This window comes from Desulfacinum infernum DSM 9756, from assembly GCF_900129305.1.
GTDB classification, from domain to species: Bacteria; Desulfobacterota; Syntrophobacteria; order Syntrophobacterales; family DSM-9756; genus Desulfacinum; species Desulfacinum infernum.
In genome coordinates this window covers 76478-94610 of sequence record NZ_FQVB01000003.1, presented here as the reverse complement: position 1 = coordinate 94610, position 18133 = coordinate 76478, and the positions used below count along the sequence as shown (strand labels likewise).

The following is an 18133-nucleotide window of genomic DNA, read 5'->3' as shown; positions in this document are numbered from 1 at the left end:
CGCTGATGACGGCCTTGGTCCTTCCTCTATTCTTGTTCGCTCCAACGGCCCTCCCGGAGTGCATCGGCCATGAGCGCCACCTGCTTGTGCACTCCCACGTCGTGGACTCGAAGGATGTGGGCTCCCGCGGCGACACCGAAGGCATTGGCCACCGCCGTGCCGATTTCCCGGTCTTGCACGGGACGGTCCAGGATCGAGCCGATGAATCTTTTTCTGGAAACTCCCAGGAGCAGGGGGCGCTCCAGGCTGGAGAGGATGTCCAGGTCCCGGATCAGCCGCAGGTTGTGGGTTACCGTCTTGCCGAATCCGATCCCCGGGTCCACAATGATCTGGCTTCGGTCCACCCCCCGGCTCACGGCCCACTGGATGCGCTCTTCCAAAAAGGCGCTCACTTCCGCCAGCAGGGCCTGGTAGACGGGGGCTTCCTGCATGGTTTTGGGCGTTCCCAGCATGTGCATGAGGATCACGGGAGCGCCCGTTTCGGCTGCGACCGAAGCCATTTCCGGATCAAAGCGCAGGGCGCTCACGTCGTTGATGATGTCCGCCCCGGCTTCCAAGGCACGCCGGGCCACCTCGGCCTTGGTGGTATCGATGGAGATGGGAACGTCGGTGTGGGCGCGAAGCTCTTCAATGACCGGAAGAACCCTCTCCAGTTCCTCCTGGAGCGGCACGGGATCCGAGAAGGGCCGGGTGGACTCTCCCCCGATGTCGAGAATGTCGGCGCCGGCCTCCACCAGTTCCAACGCGTGCTGCACCGCGGTGCGGGTGGAGGCGAATCGTCCGCCGTCGGAAAAGGAATCCGGCGTCACATTGACGATCCCCATAATGAGGGTCCGGTGGCCGAGGATCCAGTCGGTGGATCGCAGCTTCAGCGTGAACACGGGACGGTGAGCGGGCATCATCGGGGCTCGTCTCCGGTGGTCTCTTTCCTTTCCTGCTTTGCGGTTTCGGTCGCTTCGCCTTCGGAATCGGCGGACTCGCGATCGGGCGTCCGGGCCGCACCTTCACCGGAGGTTTCCTCCGGGCCGGACTTGGAAGCCGATGGATCCGCCGCCGCTTCCGATTCGTCCAAGGGGCGGGCCAGATCCGGACGGATGGAGGCGATGATCTCCTCGATGTCCTTCTTGTCCAAGGTTTCCTTTTCCAAAAGGGCCGACGCCATGGCGTTCAGGATGTCCCGATGCTCTTCCAGGATGTTCTTGGCCTTGGCGTAGTTTTCCTCCACGATCCGCCGAACCTCCTGGTCGATCTGGATCGCCGTCTTTTCGCTGTAGTCCTTGTGGTGCTGGACGATTTCCCTTCCCAGGAAGACCTGGTCCTCCATTTTGCCGAAACTCAGAGGCCCCATCCTGTCGCTCATGCCCCATTCGCACACCATGCGCCGGGCCAGCTGGGTGGCCCGCTCAATGTCGTTGGAGGCTCCGGTGGTCTGCTGCTGAAAGGCCACCTCCTCGGCGGCGCGGCCGCCCATGAGGATGGCGATGGTGCTGAGCAGATATTCCTTGGGGTAGGTGTGGCGCTCGTCCTGGGGAAGCTGCTGCGTGAGGCCCAAGGCGCGTCCCCTGGGGATGATGGTCACCTTGTGGACCGGGTCGGTGCCGGGAAGCATGCGGGCGACCAGGGCGTGTCCCGCCTCGTGGTAGGCGGTGGTCCTCTTTTCCTCGTCGCTCAGGATCATGCTCTTGCGCTCCAGGCCCATCATGACCTTGTCCTTGGCCTCCTCGAAATCGGCCATCTCGATCTTGTCCTTGTTGTGCCGTGCCGCCAGGAGAGCTGCTTCGTTGACCAGGTTTTCCAGATCCGCACCGGAAAAGCCGGGGGTCCCCTTGGCCAGGGTCTTGATATCCACATCGTCGGCCAGGGGCTTGCCCCGCAGATGCACGGCCAAAATCCCCTCCCGGCCGCGGATGTCCGGCACCGGCACCACCACCTGCCGGTCGAAGCGGCCGGGGCGAAGCAGGGCCGGGTCCAGGACGTCGGGGCGGTTGGTGGCGGAAATGAGAATGACCCCTTCGTTGGATTCGAAGCCGTCCATTTCCACCAGGAGCTGGTTCAGGGTTTGTTCCCTCTCATCATGGCCGCCGCCCAACCCGGCGCCGCGATGGCGTCCCACCGCGTCGATCTCGTCGATGAAGATGATGCACGGGGCGAACTTCTTTCCCTGCATGAAGAGGTCGCGGACCCTGGACGCGCCCACGCCCACGAACATCTCCACGAAATCCGAACCGCTGATGCTGAAGAACGGAACGCCCGCCTCGCCGGCGATGGCTCGGGCCAACAGGGTCTTACCCGTTCCCGGAGCTCCCACCAGGAGCACGCCCTTGGGAATCCGCCCGCCCAGCCGGGTGAACTTCTTGGGGTCCTTTAGAAATTCCACCACCTCCTGAAGTTCCTCTTTGGCCTCGTCGATGCCGGCCACATCGTTGAACGTCACCTTGCGTGCGTCCTCGCTCAACAGCCGGGCCCGGCTCTTGCCGAAGCTCATGGCCTTGCCGCCGCCCATCTGCATCTGGCGCATGAAAAAGATCCACACGCCGATCAGGAGCAACATGGGAAACCAGCTGATCAGGATGGTCATGTACCAGGGCGAATCCTCTTCGGGCTTGGCCTGGATGTTGATTCCCCGCTCCCGCAGGATGCGGATGAGGTCGGGGTCCCCCGGAGCGTAGGTCTTGAAAGGCTTTCCGTCCACATAGATGCCCAGGATGTTGTCCCCCTGGATCGTCACCTGGGCCACCTCCCCCTTCTCGACCGATTCGAGAAACTGGCTGTAGGTGGTTTCCAGCCGTGCCTGCTGGGGCTGGTTGAACATGTTGAAAAGCAGGATGACCATGAGGCTGATGACCAGCCACAAGGCGAGATTCTTGTAAAACGGACTCAAAGGTTTCCTCCTGGTCTAGGGCTTTACGGGGCGGTGCCCCTGGGTCACTATGGGTTCCGATCAATTGATTTTAGCACCGCCTACCGGGGGTGTGAACACCAATTATTCCGAATCCTTTCGGGGGACCATCTCCATTCCTTTCTGATACCATTTTTTGCCGCGGGATGTCCGAAAATCCTCCTTTTCCACGTCCGGCGGGAGGTCCCCGGAACAGGCCCCGCGGATGAGTCGCAGCTTGCTGTTGGCGTCCAACACCGGAAGCCCGCACACGAAAACCACCCAGCGTTCCAGACTCCCGGCATCCAGACGCCCGCTCTGGCGGCATTCATGGAGGACCTTGAGACACGCCAGCGCCAGGTCCCGTTCCTCATCGTGGATGAACGGACGGCTGCTGTAGAGGCGGATGGCCTCCTTGCCCACCTGATTGACCAGGGCGATGTGGAACCAGCGCAGCATCAGGAAGTAGCCCTCTTGCGACAATTCCTTGCCCAGCCAGTAGAAGGGGTTCTTGATGTTCCGAAGATTCCAGAGCAGGCGCGCCACCTTGTAGATCCTCTTGTGCTTTCGCAGTCCCTGCACCAGGGGGCTTTCCTGCACCGATTGGTAGGTTCGGTAGAGGGAGCGGTAATGGGCAAGGCGCCGGGACGCGAGCACGCGGAAGGGCCCGTAGCCGGCGATGGCCTGGAGGCGGGCCGTAACCCTTTGGGTGAGCTGGAGCAATCCCTCCAGGGACGCCTGGTACTCGGGCTCCTCCTTGTCCGGGTGGTAGATGCGGGCGATCCTTCGAACCACGTCCTGGGAGCGTTGAAACAGGCTTTCAAATGCAATGGAGAGCTGGGATTCGGGGGCGTGAAAGACCTCGCGGCGCATCTGCTTGAGGCACGCCAAGGCTTCCTGATCCTGCGTGGTCAGATCCGCCGGGTCGCCCAAATGGAAGTTCTCGGAGGCGCTTTCCTGAAGGAGCGCGTGCCATCGCCGCCGGAGCCACCATCGCAGGATGAAGACGGCACCGATAACCGCTAGCGTCAGAATACACAGCAGGATGCTGGTAAGATGCTCGGTTGCGACCTGTCTGAACCACTCGACCGCAGTTTGGAGGTGCATTGTCATCCGCCCCCGTCGTCCGGACGGGGTGTCAGCTCGTGGCTCCCTCGATCCACTGCCGGAGGGCCGGCAGGGTGTCGGAGTTCCACGACGGGGTGAGCCTGGAGGTCAGGAAGCGTTGGAACAGAGCGTCCCACACCGCGAAGGTCTCTTCGAGAAAGAACATCTTTTCGAGGAATCGTCCGTCGGGGTCTTCGTCGTCGAATTCGGGCATCTGCTTGGGGGTTTTCAGTCCCTTGAACGCCCACAGATCCCTGTCCAGGGTCATGATGTATTCATTGTCGCCCACGGTGATGATCCATTGGGCCTCTTCCACCAGCTTTCCTTGCCGCAAGGCGGTTCTGGCTTCGTCCAGAGCCCCTGCCTGGGTCGTGCAAATGACCCGCTCCTTGCCGTCATCCTGGCGGCTGAGCACGATCCGTTCCCCCAGAGCCAGCGCCGCCGTCATTCCCGGATCGAAGTCGCAGCGGCCGCCCTCGGTTTCGATGAAATGCCAGAGCCAGGTGAGGAACTCGTAGCCGAGAAATCGGCCTTCGTGCATGGCGTGGGGCGATTTCAGGGAGATGAGACCGGCGAGCACGTCTTTCTGACGACCTTCCAGTTGAAGCATGTTCACCGCCCACTGGGCGTGGTAGAGCGGCACCGGGTAGAGTTTGAAATGCCGTTCGAAGTGTTCCAGAAACGCTTCCAGCATCCTGGGGCTTGAGGTGCCCACCAGCATCCACCGCCGGGCGGGGTTCCACACCACGTCGCATCCGGAAGGCTGCGGAAGCACCTGGTTCAGCAGGCTCGCATGCACTTCGTCGCGGATCTTGAGCCTTTCCTGGCGCGGCGGATAACGGCCGTCGTGTTCCTTGCGGTACTGCTCCACGGCGTCCCGCACGTATTGCTTGAGCACCAGCGAAGGTACCTTCCTCTGATCCAGGCGGAACTGGAAGGCGATGTATTCCCCCTTGTGGTAGGACGAATACGCGAAGGAAGGGTCGAAAAGGTCCTCCCAGGCAACGAACCCCCGGGGGGCTTCGGCGCCGTCGGAGGCGTCCCGATAGGCTCCGGCGCGGAGCTTCTCGTCCACGTGGGACCAGAAGTCCGCGACCTGGGGTTCGGGCACGAAAAACCTGGTGAAGGAAGCGGTTCCGCTCTGGATGGCCATGGGTTCGTCGGCGCTCCCGGTTACTTCTTGTCGGCCTGTTGGGTGCCCTCCGCGGGAGGCAGAAGGCCCTTGGCGCGCAGCTTGGCTCGTTTCTTCCTGCGGTGACGGCGGCGGTCCAGTTCCCGGCGGCGTTCTATCTTCTTATGGCGTGCCATTCGAACCTCCTCATTGCACATACGGTCTTTCCAAACACAGAGCCGGCCTTTGAGACCGGCTCCCGGTAAAATCTTGCGTAAAAACGCTTCCTTTTAGCGAAACCGCATGGACTCGTCAATGGGAATCTGGCGCCGCGCCGGCGGCATCCTGGCTGACGAAGGTCTCCATGGCCCGACAATCCCTGAAAGCGGACAGCACGTCCCGGAGCCCCTCCATCCTCAGTCCCCCCAGCACTTCGGCCGTCAGGTGATGGACGCGGACCTCCTCCTCGTCCCTTTCCCTGGGTGGGGCGTCGAATCGTTGCAGGAACCGCGCGAAACGCACCACGTGGATCAATTCGTGGGTCACGATGTAGGTGGCCAGTGGGAGCAGGCGAATGTGGGAATCCCGCTGCAGGGCGTTTCGGATCACGTGGTCCTGGAGGCAGATCTTGAAATACTCCCCGTGCTTGCTGGCCAGGAGCTTTTCATGGGGGTGGCGCGCGTAACGGCGGATCTGGGCAAAGGCTCCGTCCGTTATCTCTTCCGGGCGCAGGTCTTTGAGGGACTGGATGTCGTAGCGGTACCTCTTCCAGTCGGAAGTGGAAATCTTGAAGCGATCTCCAATGAGTTCCTCCGAGATGCGAATCGCTTCTCTCAGGGTTGGAATCTCACTGGGGCCGAAGGGCGATCGTTCCATGCCTTTTTCTGCACCTCATCCATAACCCAAGCCGATCCACAGGCACTTTCCGGCTCCGAAAAGATATATGCTGTCAAGGAAAAAGGCAAAGAATACGGTGCGGATCCCGCGTGGTTCAGAACATTCTTTGGATTTGATGCATCGGAGGCTATGATGCGCGAACTGTGTGTGGGCGCACCTGGGAGACTGCCCGAAAACGCCGGGGATGACCGTCTTTGCCGTAGCGTAGCCCTTCAGGGCTGCGGAGGAATCCCCGGATGTCGGATGGCCCATCGGGTATTGCCCGTCAGTTCATTGGGTTGGGGTGGTCCCTTTTCCGCGGGACCGAAGCCCCGCGGCTACGAAAGAGGTCAGAGTCCTTACCGGTTCCAGACGGAAGCCTGTTCTCGGACAAGGTCCCAGATGAAGGCTGTGATCGGCGCCGCCGGGTGCTTGGCGGGGTAGAAAGTTCAGGGACGGCGAATCCATGGAAAGAGTCTATCCTCGTTTTTTGCATTGTGGTGACATGGGCCTGATGGTCGAACTGGGTGAGGGAATCGATATGGACGTCAACCGGCGGGTGCACCAGCTCCGGCGGAGGCTGGAGCGACTCAACCCGTCCGGCATCCTGGCGCTGGTACCCACCTACCGCTCCCTTTTCATCCAGTACGATCCGTTGCTGTGCTCCTATGAAAGGCTGATGCTGCTGGTCGAACAGAGTTTGGAGTCCCTGGAGGGCTTCCGGGAGCCTTCCAGGGTCGTTGAGATCCCCGTCTGTTACGGAGGCCCGTTCGGGCCGGACATCGGAGAGGTGGCCGAAGCCAACGGCCTGACGGAGGATGAAGTCATCCGGCGTCACGCATCGGGCCGCTACCTGGTCTACATGATCGGCTTTACGCCGGGCTTCCCGTATATGGGGGGGCTTGATCCGCGGCTTCACACGCCGCGAAAAAGGCAGCCACGGACCAAGGTGCCTGCGGGAAGCGTGGGCATCGCGGAGCAGCAGACGGGCATCTACCCCATCGAGAGTCCCGGGGGCTGGCAGATCATCGGGCGAACCCCCCTGAGGCTTTTCGATCCCGATCGGACGCCGGCGTTCCTGGTGGAAGCGGGCGACACGGTGATCTTTCGATCCATAGGGAGGGAGGATTTTGAACGGCTTGCGCATTGAAGATCCCGGACCGCTGGCCACGGTCCAGGATGCGGGACGGCTGGGGTACCAGGACCGGGGGGTACCGGCGTGCGGAGCCATGGACCCTGCGGCCCTTGCCCTGGGGAATCTTCTTGTGGGCAACCCCCCGGGCGAGGCGGGGGTGGAGATTTCCGTGGGAGGATTCCGGGCCGTTTTTCTGGGGGATTGCCGTTTCGCCGTCACGGGAGCCGATCCCGTGCTTTTCCTGAACGGAACACCCCTGGAAGCGTGGAGACTGCATTTTGCCCGGAACGGGGATGTACTGGAAGTGAGCATGGGGGCTTTCGGGGCACGTCAATACCTGTGCGTGGGCGGGGGCATCGACGTGCCTCGGGTGCTGGGCAGCAAATCCACCTACCTGAGAGGCCGTTTTGGCGGAGTGGAGGGCCGCGCGCTCCGAAGGGGGGACGTGCTTGGCATCGGTGGAGCCGGCGGCCCAACGTTCATGGACCATGTCCCGGAAGGGCTTCGCCCGGCCTATGCCCGGAACCCCCGGGTGCGGGTGGTCCTCGGTCCCCAGGCGGAACGCATCACCCCGGAGACGCTGGCGGACTTCCTTTCGGGAACGTATACGGTGACGGCCCGCTCCGACCGCATGGGCATCATGCTGGAAGGCCCCCGGCTCGCTCACACGCGCGGGGCGGATATCATCTCGGACGGCATCGCTCCGGGATCCATCCAGGTGCCCGGAGAAGGGCTCCCGTTCATCCTCATGGCGGACCGGCCCACCACGGGAGGATACGTCAAGGCCGCCACGGTGATTTCCATGGACATTCCCCTGGTGGCTCAACTCTTGCCGGGGGATTGCCTGCGATTTGAGCGGGTTTCCATAGAGGAAGCCCGGTGGGCGCGCCTTCAGTGGGCGTTCCGGGTGAGACGTTTTTTTGAAACATGACGTCGTCGGTTAATGGAAGAGAATCATTTGCGTCTATTCGCGTTCATTCGCGGTTTTCTTTCACATGAAAAGGCGCGTTTCATCCTGTGTCAGGCCGTTGCGTGATGGGGTTAAGGGGAATCAACCGTTTGGAGTCGGAAAGATGAGAACGATCGACATCAATTGTGACATGGGGGAAAGCTTCGGCTCTTTTACCATCGGCAGCGACGAGACCATCATTGCCGCCGTATCTTCGGCCAACATCGCCTGTGGATTCCATGCAGGGGATCCTTTGGTGATGGACAGGACCGTCCGCCTGGCCAAGGAAAACGGCGTGGGCGTGGGGGCGCACCCGGGATTTCCCGACCTCATGGGCTTCGGAAGGCGGAAGATCCAGACCTTCCCCGGGGAAATCACCCGCTACCTCATCTACCAGATCGGGGCTCTGGCGGCCTTTGCAACGGCCCACGGGGTGAACCTCCAGCACGTCAAACCTCACGGCGCCCTCTACAACATGGCGGCGGCCGATGAGGCCGTGGCCCGGGAGGTGGTGGAGGCCGTCCGTGCCGTGAACGGCAACCTGATTCTGGTCTGCCAGCCCGGTTCCGTTCTCGCTCATATGGCGGAAAAGGAGGGGCTTCGGGTCGCCCGGGAAGTCTTTCCCGACCGGGCCTATCTGGCCGACGGAAGGCTGGCTCCCAGGAATCTGCCGGGGGCGGTGATCCATGACCCCCAAGCGGTGCGCGATCGGGTGGTGCGCTTGCTGGAGGAACGGGTGCTGTTTTCCCTGGATGGAGAGAAGATCCCCCTGGAGGCGGACACCCTGTGTGTGCACGGGGACACGCCGGGAGCGGCCGAGCTGGCGCGCATCATCCGAAAAGAGCTGGAAGAAGCGGGCATCGCCGTGGAACCCATGGGACGGTTTCTCTGATCAATACCTATGCTGAGCGATTTTTACGGGTGGTTTACATGTTCCCACGTGATGAGCGGGCGGCGATAAACCCCGCCCCTACCCAACATGTCAATACCTTTTTGTGGGGGCGGGCTTTATGCCCGCCCTTCGGGGTCGCACCATCAGAATGAAGCGTGCGATTTAAGAAACGAAAGCCGGCCAAAGGAGGGCGGATCGTGAAGCGGCTTTCCACTCCCATTCGGGACCTGGTGCTTCTGGAACCCAGGGTCTTCGAAGACGAGCGCGGCTTTTTTTTCGAAAGCTACAACAAGAAGGTGCTGGCGGATCTCGGAATTCGGGAGGAGTTTGTCCAGGACAACCATTCCCGCTCCCGCCGGGGGGTTCTCCGGGGCCTGCACTACCAGATCCGGCAGGCGCAAGGGAAGCTGGTTCGGGTGGTGGCCGGGGAGATCTTCGACGTGGCCGTGGACCTGCGGCGCTCTTCCTCCACCTTCCTGCAGTGGTACGGAGTGAAGCTCTCGGCGGAAAACAAACTCCAGCTCTATATCCCGGTGGGATTCGCCCATGGATTTCTCACTTTGAGTGATTGGGCCGAAGTGCTTTACAAAACAACGGATTTCTATGCGCCCCGACATGAGCGGTGCATCCGCTGGGACGATCCCAAGCTCCGCATCCGGTGGCCCCTGGAGGAGGGCATGCAGCTCACCGTGTCTCCCAAGGACGCGGCGGGAGTCCCGGTGGAGCAAGCGGATCTTTTTGCCTAACAGCCTGTCCGAGAACGCTGTTTTCCTGGGAGCGCGGGCGTCTCGCCCGCTTCTTGTGCGGGCCGGAGGCCCGCGCTCCCAGGGGAAAGGGCTTTCGGACACATTTTCAGACAGCCTCCCAGGAGGCTGTCCGAAAACTTTGCAAACCGTCACTCCCGCGCAAGCGGGAGTCCATAACTTGCCGGGAATCCTGGATCCCCGCTTTCGCGGTGATGACGAAGGGGCCGTGAACAAAGCAAATTCGCCATTTTCAGACAAGCTCCTAGGAGCCTGTCCGACAATGGCTCTCCGAGTTAAGAGCCCGGGCTATGGCCCCTCTTTTCGTAGCCGCGGGGCTTCAGCCCCGCGGAAAGGGTCATCGTAACCCCTTGAAGTCGCAGGCTGTATGCGAGGCCTATTCGACAACCGGGGATTCCTCCGCAGCCCTAAAGGGCTGCGCTACGAGAAAAAGAGGTCGTCCGCGGCGTTCTCGGAAAGCCTCCTAGGCCGTGCCTCAAAGAAAGGAGCGGTCGTTTTGCGAACGGTTCTCGTAACTGGCGCCGGAGGTCAACTGGGCTGGGAACTGCAGCGCTGTGACAGGCCGGAGCTCCGGTTGGCGGCGCTTGCCCGAAAGGATCTGGATGTAACCCGGCCGGCCGAAGTGCGTCGGGTTCTAGATCAAGTCCGGCCCCGGGTGGTGATCAACGCGGCGGCCTACACGGCGGTGGATCGCGCGGAATCGGAGCCGGAGGCGGCCTTTTTGATCAACCGGGATGCCGCGGCCCTTCTGGCCGAGGAATGCCGTCGGCGGGACATCCGGCTGCTGCACGTTTCCACGGATTTCGTCTTCGACGGAACGCGGGGGCGCCCCTACAAGCCCGAAGATCCGGCCAATCCCTTGGGCGTTTACGGTCGCAGCAAGCGGGCCGGGGAGGAAGCGGTGCTGGAACTCCATCCTCACGGAGGTGCCATTGTGCGTACCGCGTGGCTCTATTCCGCCCATGGTGCCAACTTCGTGAAAACCATGCTGCGGCTTTTTTCTCAGCGGGAGGAGGTTTCCGTCGTCTGCGATCAGGTGGGAACGCCCACCTGGGCCCACCACTTGGCGCGCTTTCTCCTGGACTTGGCCGCCCGGGAGGACGCGCCGCCGCCGATCCTTCACTTCACCGATGCCGGGGTGGCGTCCTGGTACGATCTGGCCGTGGCCGTGGAAGAGGAAACCCGTGGAGCGAGAGGGCGCCGGGTGCGGGTGCGCCCCATTCCCAGTTCCGCCTATCCCACGCCGGCGAAACGTCCCGGTTACAGCGTCCTGGACAAGGAAGAGACGTGGCGGCTGTGGCCCGCGGATCCCGTCCATTGGCGGGAAGCCCTCCGGCGCATGCTGGCGAACTTCCGCTTTTTGTGAAAGAAAACCGCGAATGAACACAAATGAACGCCAATAGGAACAAGCGGGCTGTGGGAGCGGCGAAAGTTGCCATGAGGATCTCCGGTAGCCCAACCTGATGCGAGCTGTTAGGCGAGTCGGCCCTCGCGGAAGAACCTCTCTCGGTATCGGGCGGCCTTCCGCCTGAAAAGACGCGGGAAGCGGTATTGGTCCACGGCCCGGACGGGCAGGATGCCCATGAGGGAGTTGGTGATCCAGAGGGCTTCGTAGGAAGGGATGTCCTTTTCCGTGACGGGGGCGCGGATCACCTGCCAGCCGTCGTCGTGGAGCATGCAGGCGATTCTTTGCTCAGCGGTTCCAGGAAGCCGAAAAGGGCTGGCCGACAGGGTGCAGGTTCCTTCCTTCAGGAAGAGCAGGGAGCCCGTGCTGGTTTCGGCCAGAGTCCCGTCCTTGTCCTTGAGGAGGGCTTCGTCGAAGCCGGCGTCTCGGGCCGCCTGCCCGGCCTGGAGGTAGGCCAGGTAGTTGCAGGTCTTGAAGGGCGAAAGGGGAGGGGTGAAGATTCCCTCCACCAGATGCAGACGCCGGCCTTGCTCGTAATCGCGTTCCGAAGGAGGATGGTACGGCGCGGCCATGGCCAAAAGGGTGGGCGCGTGGGGGGCGGGGAGCCCGAGACCTTCGGCTCGCCCTCGGGTTATCTGGATCCTGATGCGTGCCGTCCCCTCGGTCAGCCCGTTCCTTCCAAGGAGCTCTTCCAGCTGGTCCCTCCAAAGCCGGGCGTCTTCCGGGAGAAACCGGGGCGTGCCGGCCCAATCCAGCCGCAACTGCCTGCAGCCGTCTCGAAGCCTTTTCAAGTGGTCGGCCACATAGAGCGGCTGTCCATCCTGGGCGCGCAGCGTTTCGAAAAGGGCGTCGCCGTAGAGGAATCCCCTGTCCAGGGGTGAAACCCGCGCATCGTCTTCCGCCACGAACGAACCGTTCAACCACAGGATCCGGCCCGACTTGTCGGTCATCGATTCCCTCCGGTTTCCTGCTCCCAGTCCCTTAGCAGCCGGAAAAAGGTCCGCCCCTTGTGGAGCGTTTCCAGGTACTCCGCTTCCTCGTCGGAATCGTACACCACGCCCCCTCCCACGGCCACGTAAAGCCGGCCTTCCTTCACGATGGCGGTCCGGATGGCGATACTGAGATCCATGTTCTGGTGCCAGCCCAGATAGCCGATGGAACCCGTGTAGACGTGGCGAACGTGTTTTTCCAGCTCATCGATGATTTCCATGGCCCGGATCTTGGGACAACCCGTTATGGAGCCCCCGGGAAATGTGGCCCGCAAGATTTGCCCGTGGGTGGTGCTTTCCTTCAGGCGCCCTTCCACGATGGAGATCAGGTGATGCACATTCTCGTAGGATTCCACTTTCTTGTGATGACGAACCACGACGGATCGAGCCCGACAGACCCGGCCCAGGTCGTTTCTCAGGAGGTCCACGATCATGGAAAGTTCCGCGTCGTCCTTGGGATTGGCGGTGAGGTCCCTCAGGTTTTCGGTATCCTCGCGTAGAGTTTCCCCCCGGGGGCGGGTGCCTTTGATGGGCCGTGTCTCTATCTGGTCTCCCTTTCGCAGGAGAAACCGTTCCATGGACGTGCTGAGTACCCTGTGGCCGGGGGCATGGATGTGGGCGAAAAAGGGGGCCGGATTTCTCTCGAAGAGAGCGACCCAAAAGACCCAGGGGTCCCCTGAAAAGGGGGCGGAAAAGCGCTGGGACAGGTTCACCTGATAGACGTCGCCCTGGCGGATGTAGCGCCGGATCCTGGCCACGGCGTGCAGGTATTCGTCGTGGCTGAAGTCGCTCTGGGCCTGATGATCTCTCTCCTTCTCAGGGGCTGAGGCGGGTGCCGGAGAGCGAGCGGCCGTATTCTTCCATCCCGCATCCGTCCTGCCGGCCTGTGTTTCAAGGGCAAGCCGCACGTGGACTGTCCGGGCCTTCCATCGGTCATAGACGAGGATATCTCCCGGAACGAAAAGGTACATGTCCGGCAGTCCCAGATCGTCCTCCGTGGTTTGGGGCAGTCTTTCCAAGGTGTTCTTGAGTTCGTAGGCCAAGTAGCCCACCGCGCCGCCGGAAAAGGGTTCCTGGAGCAGGGGGATGGGCGAGGCCGTGAGGTTCAGCAAATCATCCAGGGCATCCAAAGGGTTGGCCTGGAAGGTGAGGGATCCCGAGATGGTGTCCAGTTGCACCTGCTTTCCCTTGGCCGTCAAAACCGCCTGGGGATTCCAGCAGGCCAGGCAGTAGCGGCTGCAGTCCAGATCGCCCCCGCTCATGAGAACGGCGCTGTGCACCTGTCGGGCGATGACTTCCGCCCGGTCCAAAAAGGACCTGTCCGTCTCTTCTTCCGACACCACCACGGTGGAGAGGTGGACCGCCGGGCTCAGCAAACTTTCAAGGCAGTTCATGGACGAGCCTCCGGGAGCGCCGTTGTGCGCACTGCCGGTCCCAGCCAACGGGGAAAGCGGATCTCTTCCGATGTGAGAAGGCCGGTGTCCAGGCGGAAGCTCGGATGAGTGCCCAGGAAATTGGCGATGATTTCCAGGCCGAATTCCGACAGGAAGGATTCCGGGTGGAATTGCACGCCCCAAACGGGCAGACGTTCATGCCGGAGAGCCATGAGCACCCCGTCTTCCGCCCAAGCCGTCGGCACCAGGGCGGAAGGGACCTGCGTGCACTGGAGGGAATGGTAGCGGGCGACCCTAAAGGGGGAGGGAATGCCGGCGAACATGGGATCGTTCCGATGGTGAACCCGGCACCGCTTTCCGTGCAGGGGGTGCGGAGCGCGGCTGGTGCGGCCTCCGTAGGCCTCGTTGATCACCTGCATGCCCAGGCACACCCCCAGGATGGGCGTGGTTTCCTGAAACGTTTTCACCACCTGGGTGCTGATTCCGGCGTGGCGCGGATCCTTGGGGCCCGGAGAAATGCAGATCCAGTCCGGGCGCATGCGGGCGATGTCCCGGATGCTCACGGCGTCATGGCGATGAACCCGGACGTCGATTTCGAATTCCAGGAAGAGTTGGTAGAGATTGAAGGTAAAGGAATCGTAGTTGTCGATGAGCACCAGCTTCATGGAGTTCCCCCCAAAAAAAAGAGCCACCCCGCCCTGGAGGCTGGGTGGCTTTGGATGCCTGACATACCTCGGAGCCCCTTATGCCAGCGGGCCGGCGTGCTGTCAAGGCATAAAGGCGGCCCTACGTTCGGGCCAGTACGAGGGAATCCATGCGCTCTCCCTTGCGGATCCATTGGATGGAATGAAATCCCGCCGATTCCAGATCCTCCGCCACCTCCCGGTAGGTGTAGGTGTCGCCCCCGGAAGTGTTGGCCAGCATGTTGATGGCAAAAAGAGCGCCCGCGGGGGGCCAGGTCCTCTCGGGGTCCATGATGTGATCCCGAATGAGCAGACTGCCCCCGGGCGCCAACGCCCTTTTGATCTTTGCGTAGAGTTCGCGGTTCTCCTCCCGGCTGTTCTGGTGGATGATGGCCGACAGAAGGGCCAGATCGCATCCGGGCGGGAGCTCGTCCCGGTAGAAATCTCCCGAAACCAGGGTCACGCGGTCCAGCATCCCGGCCTGTTCCAGCCTTTCCTTCGCCATGGGGATGACGTCCGGAAGGTCGAAGAGCACCGCCCGCAGGGAAGGATTGGTTTCCAGGAAAGCGACGGTGTAGGTCCCCGATCCGCCTCCGATATCCAGGAGGGTCCGGTAGGCACGGAGGTCCAAGGAGCGGGCGATTTCCTGGGCCAGGGTCCGCCCGACCACATGCATGGCCCCGATGAAGGCTTTCAACGATTCCAGGCCCGAATCCGTTGCGGGCTCCCGCTGGTTGTTGATGCCTTCCTTGACGGTTGTTGTGAGGTGATGCCAGTTGTTCCACACGTGGTTCATGTGGAGCACCATGGGCAGAACGGTCCGTGGGTGCTTTGCCGAAAAGAGACTTCCCCGGTCCGTGAGGGAGTAGATTCCGTCCTTCTTGGTGAGATGCCCGAAGGTGACGAGGCAGTCCAGGATGCGGGTGAGGGCGCGCACATCCACCCCCTTCCTGTTCGCCAGACGCTCGGCCGATAAGGGTTCCTCGTCGATGGCCGTGAAGACGTCCAGTTCCGCCGCGGTGAGCAGAACACGGCTTTTCATGAAGCCGCGCACTTCCTCCAGGGGATCCGTGTTGGGCGTCACGTGGGCTCCTTTTCTCACTGAACGGCTTTCATTTTTCACCCTGTCATCAACCCATATCCCGGGGTTGGAGGACTGTCAACCGGCATGAAATCAGGCCTTGGAGAAATGCACAATTCCTTGTGCGACTCTTGACGATCGACTCAGAAGGCTATAGATTCACGAGCGATTTTGCGCCGCGCGGAACGTGTGCATCGTGCGGCTCACCTTCCCCGAGCAGAAGAGGATACGGCATGAGTGGGCTCTATCAGTTTCTGACCGGCCCGGCTTTATGGGCGACGTTCGTGATCTTTTTGGGGGGCCTGGCGGTCCGGATCGCATTCCTCTACGGGCTCAGCAAGGAACGGGACCGGGTCTTCTACAACCACATGGATTGGAACTGGGCGATCAAGTCCATCGTGCATTGGCTGGTGCCGTGGGGAAGCGTTTCCATGCGCCGCCAGCTGGTCTTCAGCCTCGTCTTCTTTCTTTTTCACGTGGGGATCCTGGCGGTGCCCCTCTTCCTGGCCGCGCACAATCTGTTGTGGGACGAGGCGTTCGGTGTGAGCCTCTGGTCCATGCCCGACGCCTGGGCGGATGCCCTGACCCTCATGGTCCTGGCGTGTGCCTTGTTTCTTCTGGTGCGCCGCCTGGTACGCCCGGAAGTGCGGATCCTCACCACGCCTTGGGACTACACGGTGCTGGTGGGCACGGCCCTTCCCTTTCTAACCGGCTTTTGCGCCTATCACCACTGGGGGCCCTATGATCTCATGTTGATTCTCCACGTTCTCACGAGCGAAATCCTCCTCATCTGCATTCCCTTCACCAAGCTGGGACACATGGTCCTCTTCTTCTTTACCAGGGCCTTTATCGGTTTTGAGATGGGAGCCCGGCGCGGCGCCCGCACCTGGTAAGGTTCGACGCATCCGAATATTTCAACGTTCAAATGGAGACGGATAGATGGCAGCGAGTGCGGAACGACAAGTGCACGACAGTGCCGACACGCCTCAGGTTGATGTGAAGAAGATTCGCGAATTGTTGGACGCCAACGATGGGGCCCGCATTCGCACCTGGCTCAGCATTTGTGCCCGCTGCGGCTTGTGTGCGGAGAGCTGTTTCTTTTACCTGGCCCACGACAAAGACCCGAAGCTGAGCCCCGCCTACAAGTTCAAGAACACCTTGGGCGAGCTCTACAAGAGAAAAGGGCGGGTGGATTGGGACTTCCTGAAGCGCTGCGCCGACATCGTCTGGGGTGAATGCACCACGTGCAAGCGCTGCTCCCTCTATTGCCCTTTCGGGATCGACATTGCCACCATGATCGCCGTGACCCGAACCATCCTCTATTCCCAAGGGATCACACCCGAGGGTCTGGCCCGGGCGGTGGTGAACTACCGGGAGACGGGCAATCAGATGGGCATGAGCTCAGAGGATTTCATCGACACCTGCGAGTGGATGGCCGAGGAGACTCAGGACGAGGTCAAGGGAGTCACCATTCCCATCGACAAGAAGGGCGCCAAGTACATGTACACGGTCAATCCCCGGGAGCCCATGTTCTATCCCCAGGACCTGGCCCAAGCGGCCCAGATCTTCACGGTGGCCGGGGAGGACTGGACCATGCCCAGCACGGGCTGGGACTGCACCAATCTGCCCATGTTTGCCGGCGACAAGGCCCTGGCCGGGCAGGTGGTGCGCAACATGTACGAGAAAGCTGTGGAACTGGGCGTGCAGTACATCCTCATCACCGAATGCGGCCATGCCTTCCGTTCCGCCCTTTTCGAGGGGCCCTACCTGGCGGGTTATCCCGACGGCAAACCGCCGGTTCCCATCGTGCATTCGGTGCAACTCTTCTATGAGTACCTGCGGGACGGCCGCATCCAGATCGATCCGGCCAAGCGACTCAAAGAGCCGGTTACCTACCAGGACCCGTGCAACGTGTCCCGAAACGGCGGCCTGTGGGAAGAAGGCCGCAAGCTGGTTCAGTTCCTGGCCGAAGACTTTCGGGATATGTCCCCCAACAGGGAGTACAATCACTGCTGCGGGGGCGGAGGCGGCTTCATTCCCATGGGACCCGAATACAAGCCCAAGCGCATGGCCAGCGGGCGCGTCAAGGCGGAGCAGATCCGGGCCACCGGCGCCAAGGTGGTGATCGCTCCCTGCCACAACTGCTTTGACCAGCTGAGCGATCTGAACAAGGAATACGAACTGGGTATTCGCGTGGTGTCTTTGAAGGAACTGATCTGCGAGATGATGATCATCCCGGACAAGTTCAAGCCCGACGAGGAAGAGGCCCCGGAGGAGTAGTGCCCGGGGACCGGGCCGGTACCGGGGCGGCGCTTAACGGAGAAGGGAGGAGGCCACATGTATAAAAAGATACTCTTTTGCGCGGATCTCTATGCCAGCTCCGATTACGCCTTTGCCGCCGCCCTGGATCTTGCGGAGAGGTCGGGGGCTGAGCTCATCATCCTGCATGTCTTGGAGTCCCGGCATCGATATTCGGGGCACGTCATCACCGAGGATGGGGAAACGTGGGCGGGGCCCGAGGTCTTTGAGAAGCTCAAGGCCAAGTTGCGGGAGTACTATTCCATCCGGGTGGAGGAGGAAGAGCCCAAGAACCTTCGAGTGGAGGTGCGGGCCGGCATCCCCTGGGTGGAGATCCTGCGATTTGCCCGAAGGGAGAAAGTGGATCTGATCGTCATGGGGCCCTACACCATCAAGGATCCGCAACAGGCACTGGACCTGGAAAAACCGCATCTGGGGGAAAACGCCCAGCAGGTATCGCTTCGGGCAAGTTGCCAGGTGTCCATCGTGACCTCACCCAAGCAGCGGCTTGCGCTGGAAAACGGTGGGCCGGCCGCGCCCGGGGACGAGAGCAGCTGATCCCCACCGGGGC

Annotated in this window: 18 protein-coding genes; 8 read left to right on the top strand and 10 right to left on the bottom strand. The window is 61.7% G+C overall.

All coding sequences use genetic code 11. From position 1 onward, the window contains the following. Positions 1-26: 26 nt before the first annotated feature. The 6 genes from folP to BUB04_RS00430 form a co-directional block, all read right to left on the bottom strand. Positions 27-902 (bottom strand): dihydropteroate synthase, encoded by an 876-nt coding sequence (folP, locus tag BUB04_RS00450; RefSeq protein ID WP_073035894.1) that lies wholly within the window; start codon positions 900-902, stop codon positions 27-29. Then, a complete protein-coding gene (gene ftsH / locus BUB04_RS00445) occupies positions 899-2881 on the bottom strand; it encodes an ATP-dependent zinc metalloprotease FtsH (protein WP_084075782.1) in 1983 nt (660 codons plus the stop codon). Before ftsH ends, folP begins: the two co-directional genes overlap by 4 nt. A gap of 102 nt (positions 2882-2983) precedes the next feature. Continuing rightward, complete coding sequence (locus BUB04_RS00440; protein WP_073035892.1) at positions 2984-3985, bottom strand: hypothetical protein; 1002 nt, start codon at positions 3983-3985, stop codon at positions 2984-2986. A 31-nt stretch (positions 3986-4016) separates the two neighbouring features. Further along, positions 4017-5138: a recombination-associated protein RdgC gene (gene rdgC / locus BUB04_RS00435; protein ID WP_073035890.1), complete on the bottom strand. Its 1122-nt coding sequence runs from the start codon at positions 5136-5138 to the stop codon at positions 4017-4019. A 20-nt stretch (positions 5139-5158) separates the two neighbouring features. Then, a complete protein-coding gene (locus BUB04_RS20035) occupies positions 5159-5293 on the bottom strand; it encodes a DUF6800 family protein (protein ID WP_281246572.1) in 135 nt (44 codons plus the stop codon). Between the two features lie 115 nt (positions 5294-5408). After that, complete coding sequence (locus tag BUB04_RS00430; protein ID WP_073035888.1) at positions 5409-5972, bottom strand: hypothetical protein; 564 nt, start codon at positions 5970-5972, stop codon at positions 5409-5411. Between the two features lie 466 nt (positions 5973-6438). Here BUB04_RS00430 and pxpB point away from each other — a divergent pair, with 466 nt between their 5' ends. From pxpB to rfbD, 5 genes are all read left to right on the top strand, one after another. Continuing rightward, the gene (gene pxpB / locus BUB04_RS00425; protein ID WP_073035886.1) at positions 6439-7122 is read left to right on the top strand and encodes a 5-oxoprolinase subunit PxpB; all 684 of its coding nucleotides are present in this window, start codon (positions 6439-6441) and stop codon (positions 7120-7122) included. Continuing rightward, a complete protein-coding gene (locus tag BUB04_RS00420; RefSeq protein ID WP_178371854.1) occupies positions 7103-8038 on the top strand; it encodes a 5-oxoprolinase subunit C family protein in 936 nt (311 codons plus the stop codon). Before pxpB ends, BUB04_RS00420 begins: the two co-directional genes overlap by 20 nt. 142 nt (positions 8039-8180) lie before the next feature. After that, the gene (locus BUB04_RS00415) at positions 8181-8948 is read left to right on the top strand and encodes a LamB/YcsF family protein (RefSeq protein ID WP_073035882.1); all 768 of its coding nucleotides are present in this window, start codon (positions 8181-8183) and stop codon (positions 8946-8948) included. Between the two features lie 197 nt (positions 8949-9145). Beyond that, entirely contained in the window at positions 9146-9694 is a 549-nt protein-coding gene (rfbC, locus tag BUB04_RS00410; protein WP_073035880.1) for a dTDP-4-dehydrorhamnose 3,5-epimerase, read from the top strand. A gap of 514 nt (positions 9695-10208) precedes the next feature. Continuing rightward, complete coding sequence (gene rfbD, locus BUB04_RS00405; RefSeq protein WP_073035877.1) at positions 10209-11078, top strand: dTDP-4-dehydrorhamnose reductase; 870 nt, start codon at positions 10209-10211, stop codon at positions 11076-11078. A gap of 107 nt (positions 11079-11185) precedes the next feature. On the opposite strand, the gene BUB04_RS00400 is transcribed toward rfbD, so the two are convergent. From BUB04_RS00400 to BUB04_RS00385, 4 genes are all read right to left on the bottom strand, one after another. Further along, positions 11186-12067, bottom strand: a complete 882-nt coding sequence (locus tag BUB04_RS00400) for an aminotransferase class IV (protein WP_073035875.1) — start codon at positions 12065-12067, stop codon at positions 11186-11188. Next, positions 12064-13500, bottom strand: a complete 1437-nt coding sequence (pabB, locus tag BUB04_RS00395) for an aminodeoxychorismate synthase component I (RefSeq protein ID WP_073035873.1) — start codon at positions 13498-13500, stop codon at positions 12064-12066. Before pabB ends, BUB04_RS00400 begins: the two co-directional genes overlap by 4 nt. Next, positions 13497-14165 carry an anthranilate synthase component II gene (locus BUB04_RS00390; protein ID WP_073035871.1) on the bottom strand — a complete coding sequence of 223 codons (669 nt, stop codon included), beginning with the start codon at positions 14163-14165 and terminating at the stop codon, positions 13497-13499. The genes pabB and BUB04_RS00390 overlap by 4 nt, the downstream gene beginning before the upstream one ends. A gap of 121 nt (positions 14166-14286) precedes the next feature. After that, positions 14287-15267 carry a methyltransferase gene (locus tag BUB04_RS00385; protein ID WP_073035869.1) on the bottom strand — a complete coding sequence of 327 codons (981 nt, stop codon included), beginning with the start codon at positions 15265-15267 and terminating at the stop codon, positions 14287-14289. 230 nt (positions 15268-15497) lie between these two features. Here BUB04_RS00385 and tmcC point away from each other — a divergent pair, with 230 nt between their 5' ends. From tmcC to BUB04_RS00370, 3 genes are read left to right on the top strand one after another with little or no spacing between them, the layout of a single operon-like run. Continuing rightward, entirely contained in the window at positions 15498-16157 is a 660-nt protein-coding gene (gene tmcC, locus BUB04_RS00380) for a TmcC family electron transfer complex membrane anchor subunit (protein ID WP_073035867.1), read from the top strand. Positions 16158-16203: 46 nt separating this feature from the next. After that, on the top strand, positions 16204-17544 hold the full coding sequence (locus BUB04_RS00375) for a (Fe-S)-binding protein (RefSeq protein ID WP_073035865.1): 1341 nt from the start codon (positions 16204-16206) through the stop codon (positions 17542-17544). Between the two features lie 57 nt (positions 17545-17601). Beyond that, the gene (locus BUB04_RS00370) at positions 17602-18120 is read left to right on the top strand and encodes a universal stress protein (RefSeq protein ID WP_073035863.1); all 519 of its coding nucleotides are present in this window, start codon (positions 17602-17604) and stop codon (positions 18118-18120) included. Positions 18121-18133 lie beyond the last annotated feature (13 nt).

Bases quoted from the DNA above. Each gene is read 5' to 3' on its own strand.
- folP (WP_073035894.1), bottom strand. From the start codon at position 902: ATGATGCCCGCTCACCGTCCCGTGTTCACGCTGAAGCTGCGATCCACC.
- BUB04_RS00440 (WP_073035892.1), bottom strand. From the start codon at position 3,985: ATGCACCTCCAAACTGCGGTCGAGTGGTTCAGACAGGTCGCAACCGAG.
- rdgC (WP_073035890.1), bottom strand. From the start codon at position 5,138: ATGGCCATCCAGAGCGGAACCGCTTCCTTCACCAGGTTTTTCGTGCCC.
- BUB04_RS20035 (WP_281246572.1), bottom strand. From the start codon at position 5,293: ATGGCACGCCATAAGAAGATAGAACGCCGCCGGGAACTGGACCGCCGC.
- BUB04_RS00430 (WP_073035888.1), bottom strand. From the start codon at position 5,972: ATGGAACGATCGCCCTTCGGCCCCAGTGAGATTCCAACCCTGAGAGAA.
- pxpB (WP_073035886.1), top strand. From the start codon at position 6,439: ATGGAAAGAGTCTATCCTCGTTTTTTGCATTGTGGTGACATGGGCCTG.
- BUB04_RS00415 (WP_073035882.1), top strand. From the start codon at position 8,181: ATGAGAACGATCGACATCAATTGTGACATGGGGGAAAGCTTCGGCTCT.
- BUB04_RS00400 (WP_073035875.1), bottom strand. From the start codon at position 12,067: ATGACCGACAAGTCGGGCCGGATCCTGTGGTTGAACGGTTCGTTCGTG.
- pabB (WP_073035873.1), bottom strand. From the start codon at position 13,500: ATGAACTGCCTTGAAAGTTTGCTGAGCCCGGCGGTCCACCTCTCCACC.
- BUB04_RS00390 (WP_073035871.1), bottom strand. From the start codon at position 14,165: ATGAAGCTGGTGCTCATCGACAACTACGATTCCTTTACCTTCAATCTC.
- tmcC (WP_073035867.1), top strand. From the start codon at position 15,498: ATGAGTGGGCTCTATCAGTTTCTGACCGGCCCGGCTTTATGGGCGACG.
- BUB04_RS00375 (WP_073035865.1), top strand. From the start codon at position 16,204: ATGGCAGCGAGTGCGGAACGACAAGTGCACGACAGTGCCGACACGCCT.
- BUB04_RS00370 (WP_073035863.1), top strand. From the start codon at position 17,602: ATGTATAAAAAGATACTCTTTTGCGCGGATCTCTATGCCAGCTCCGAT.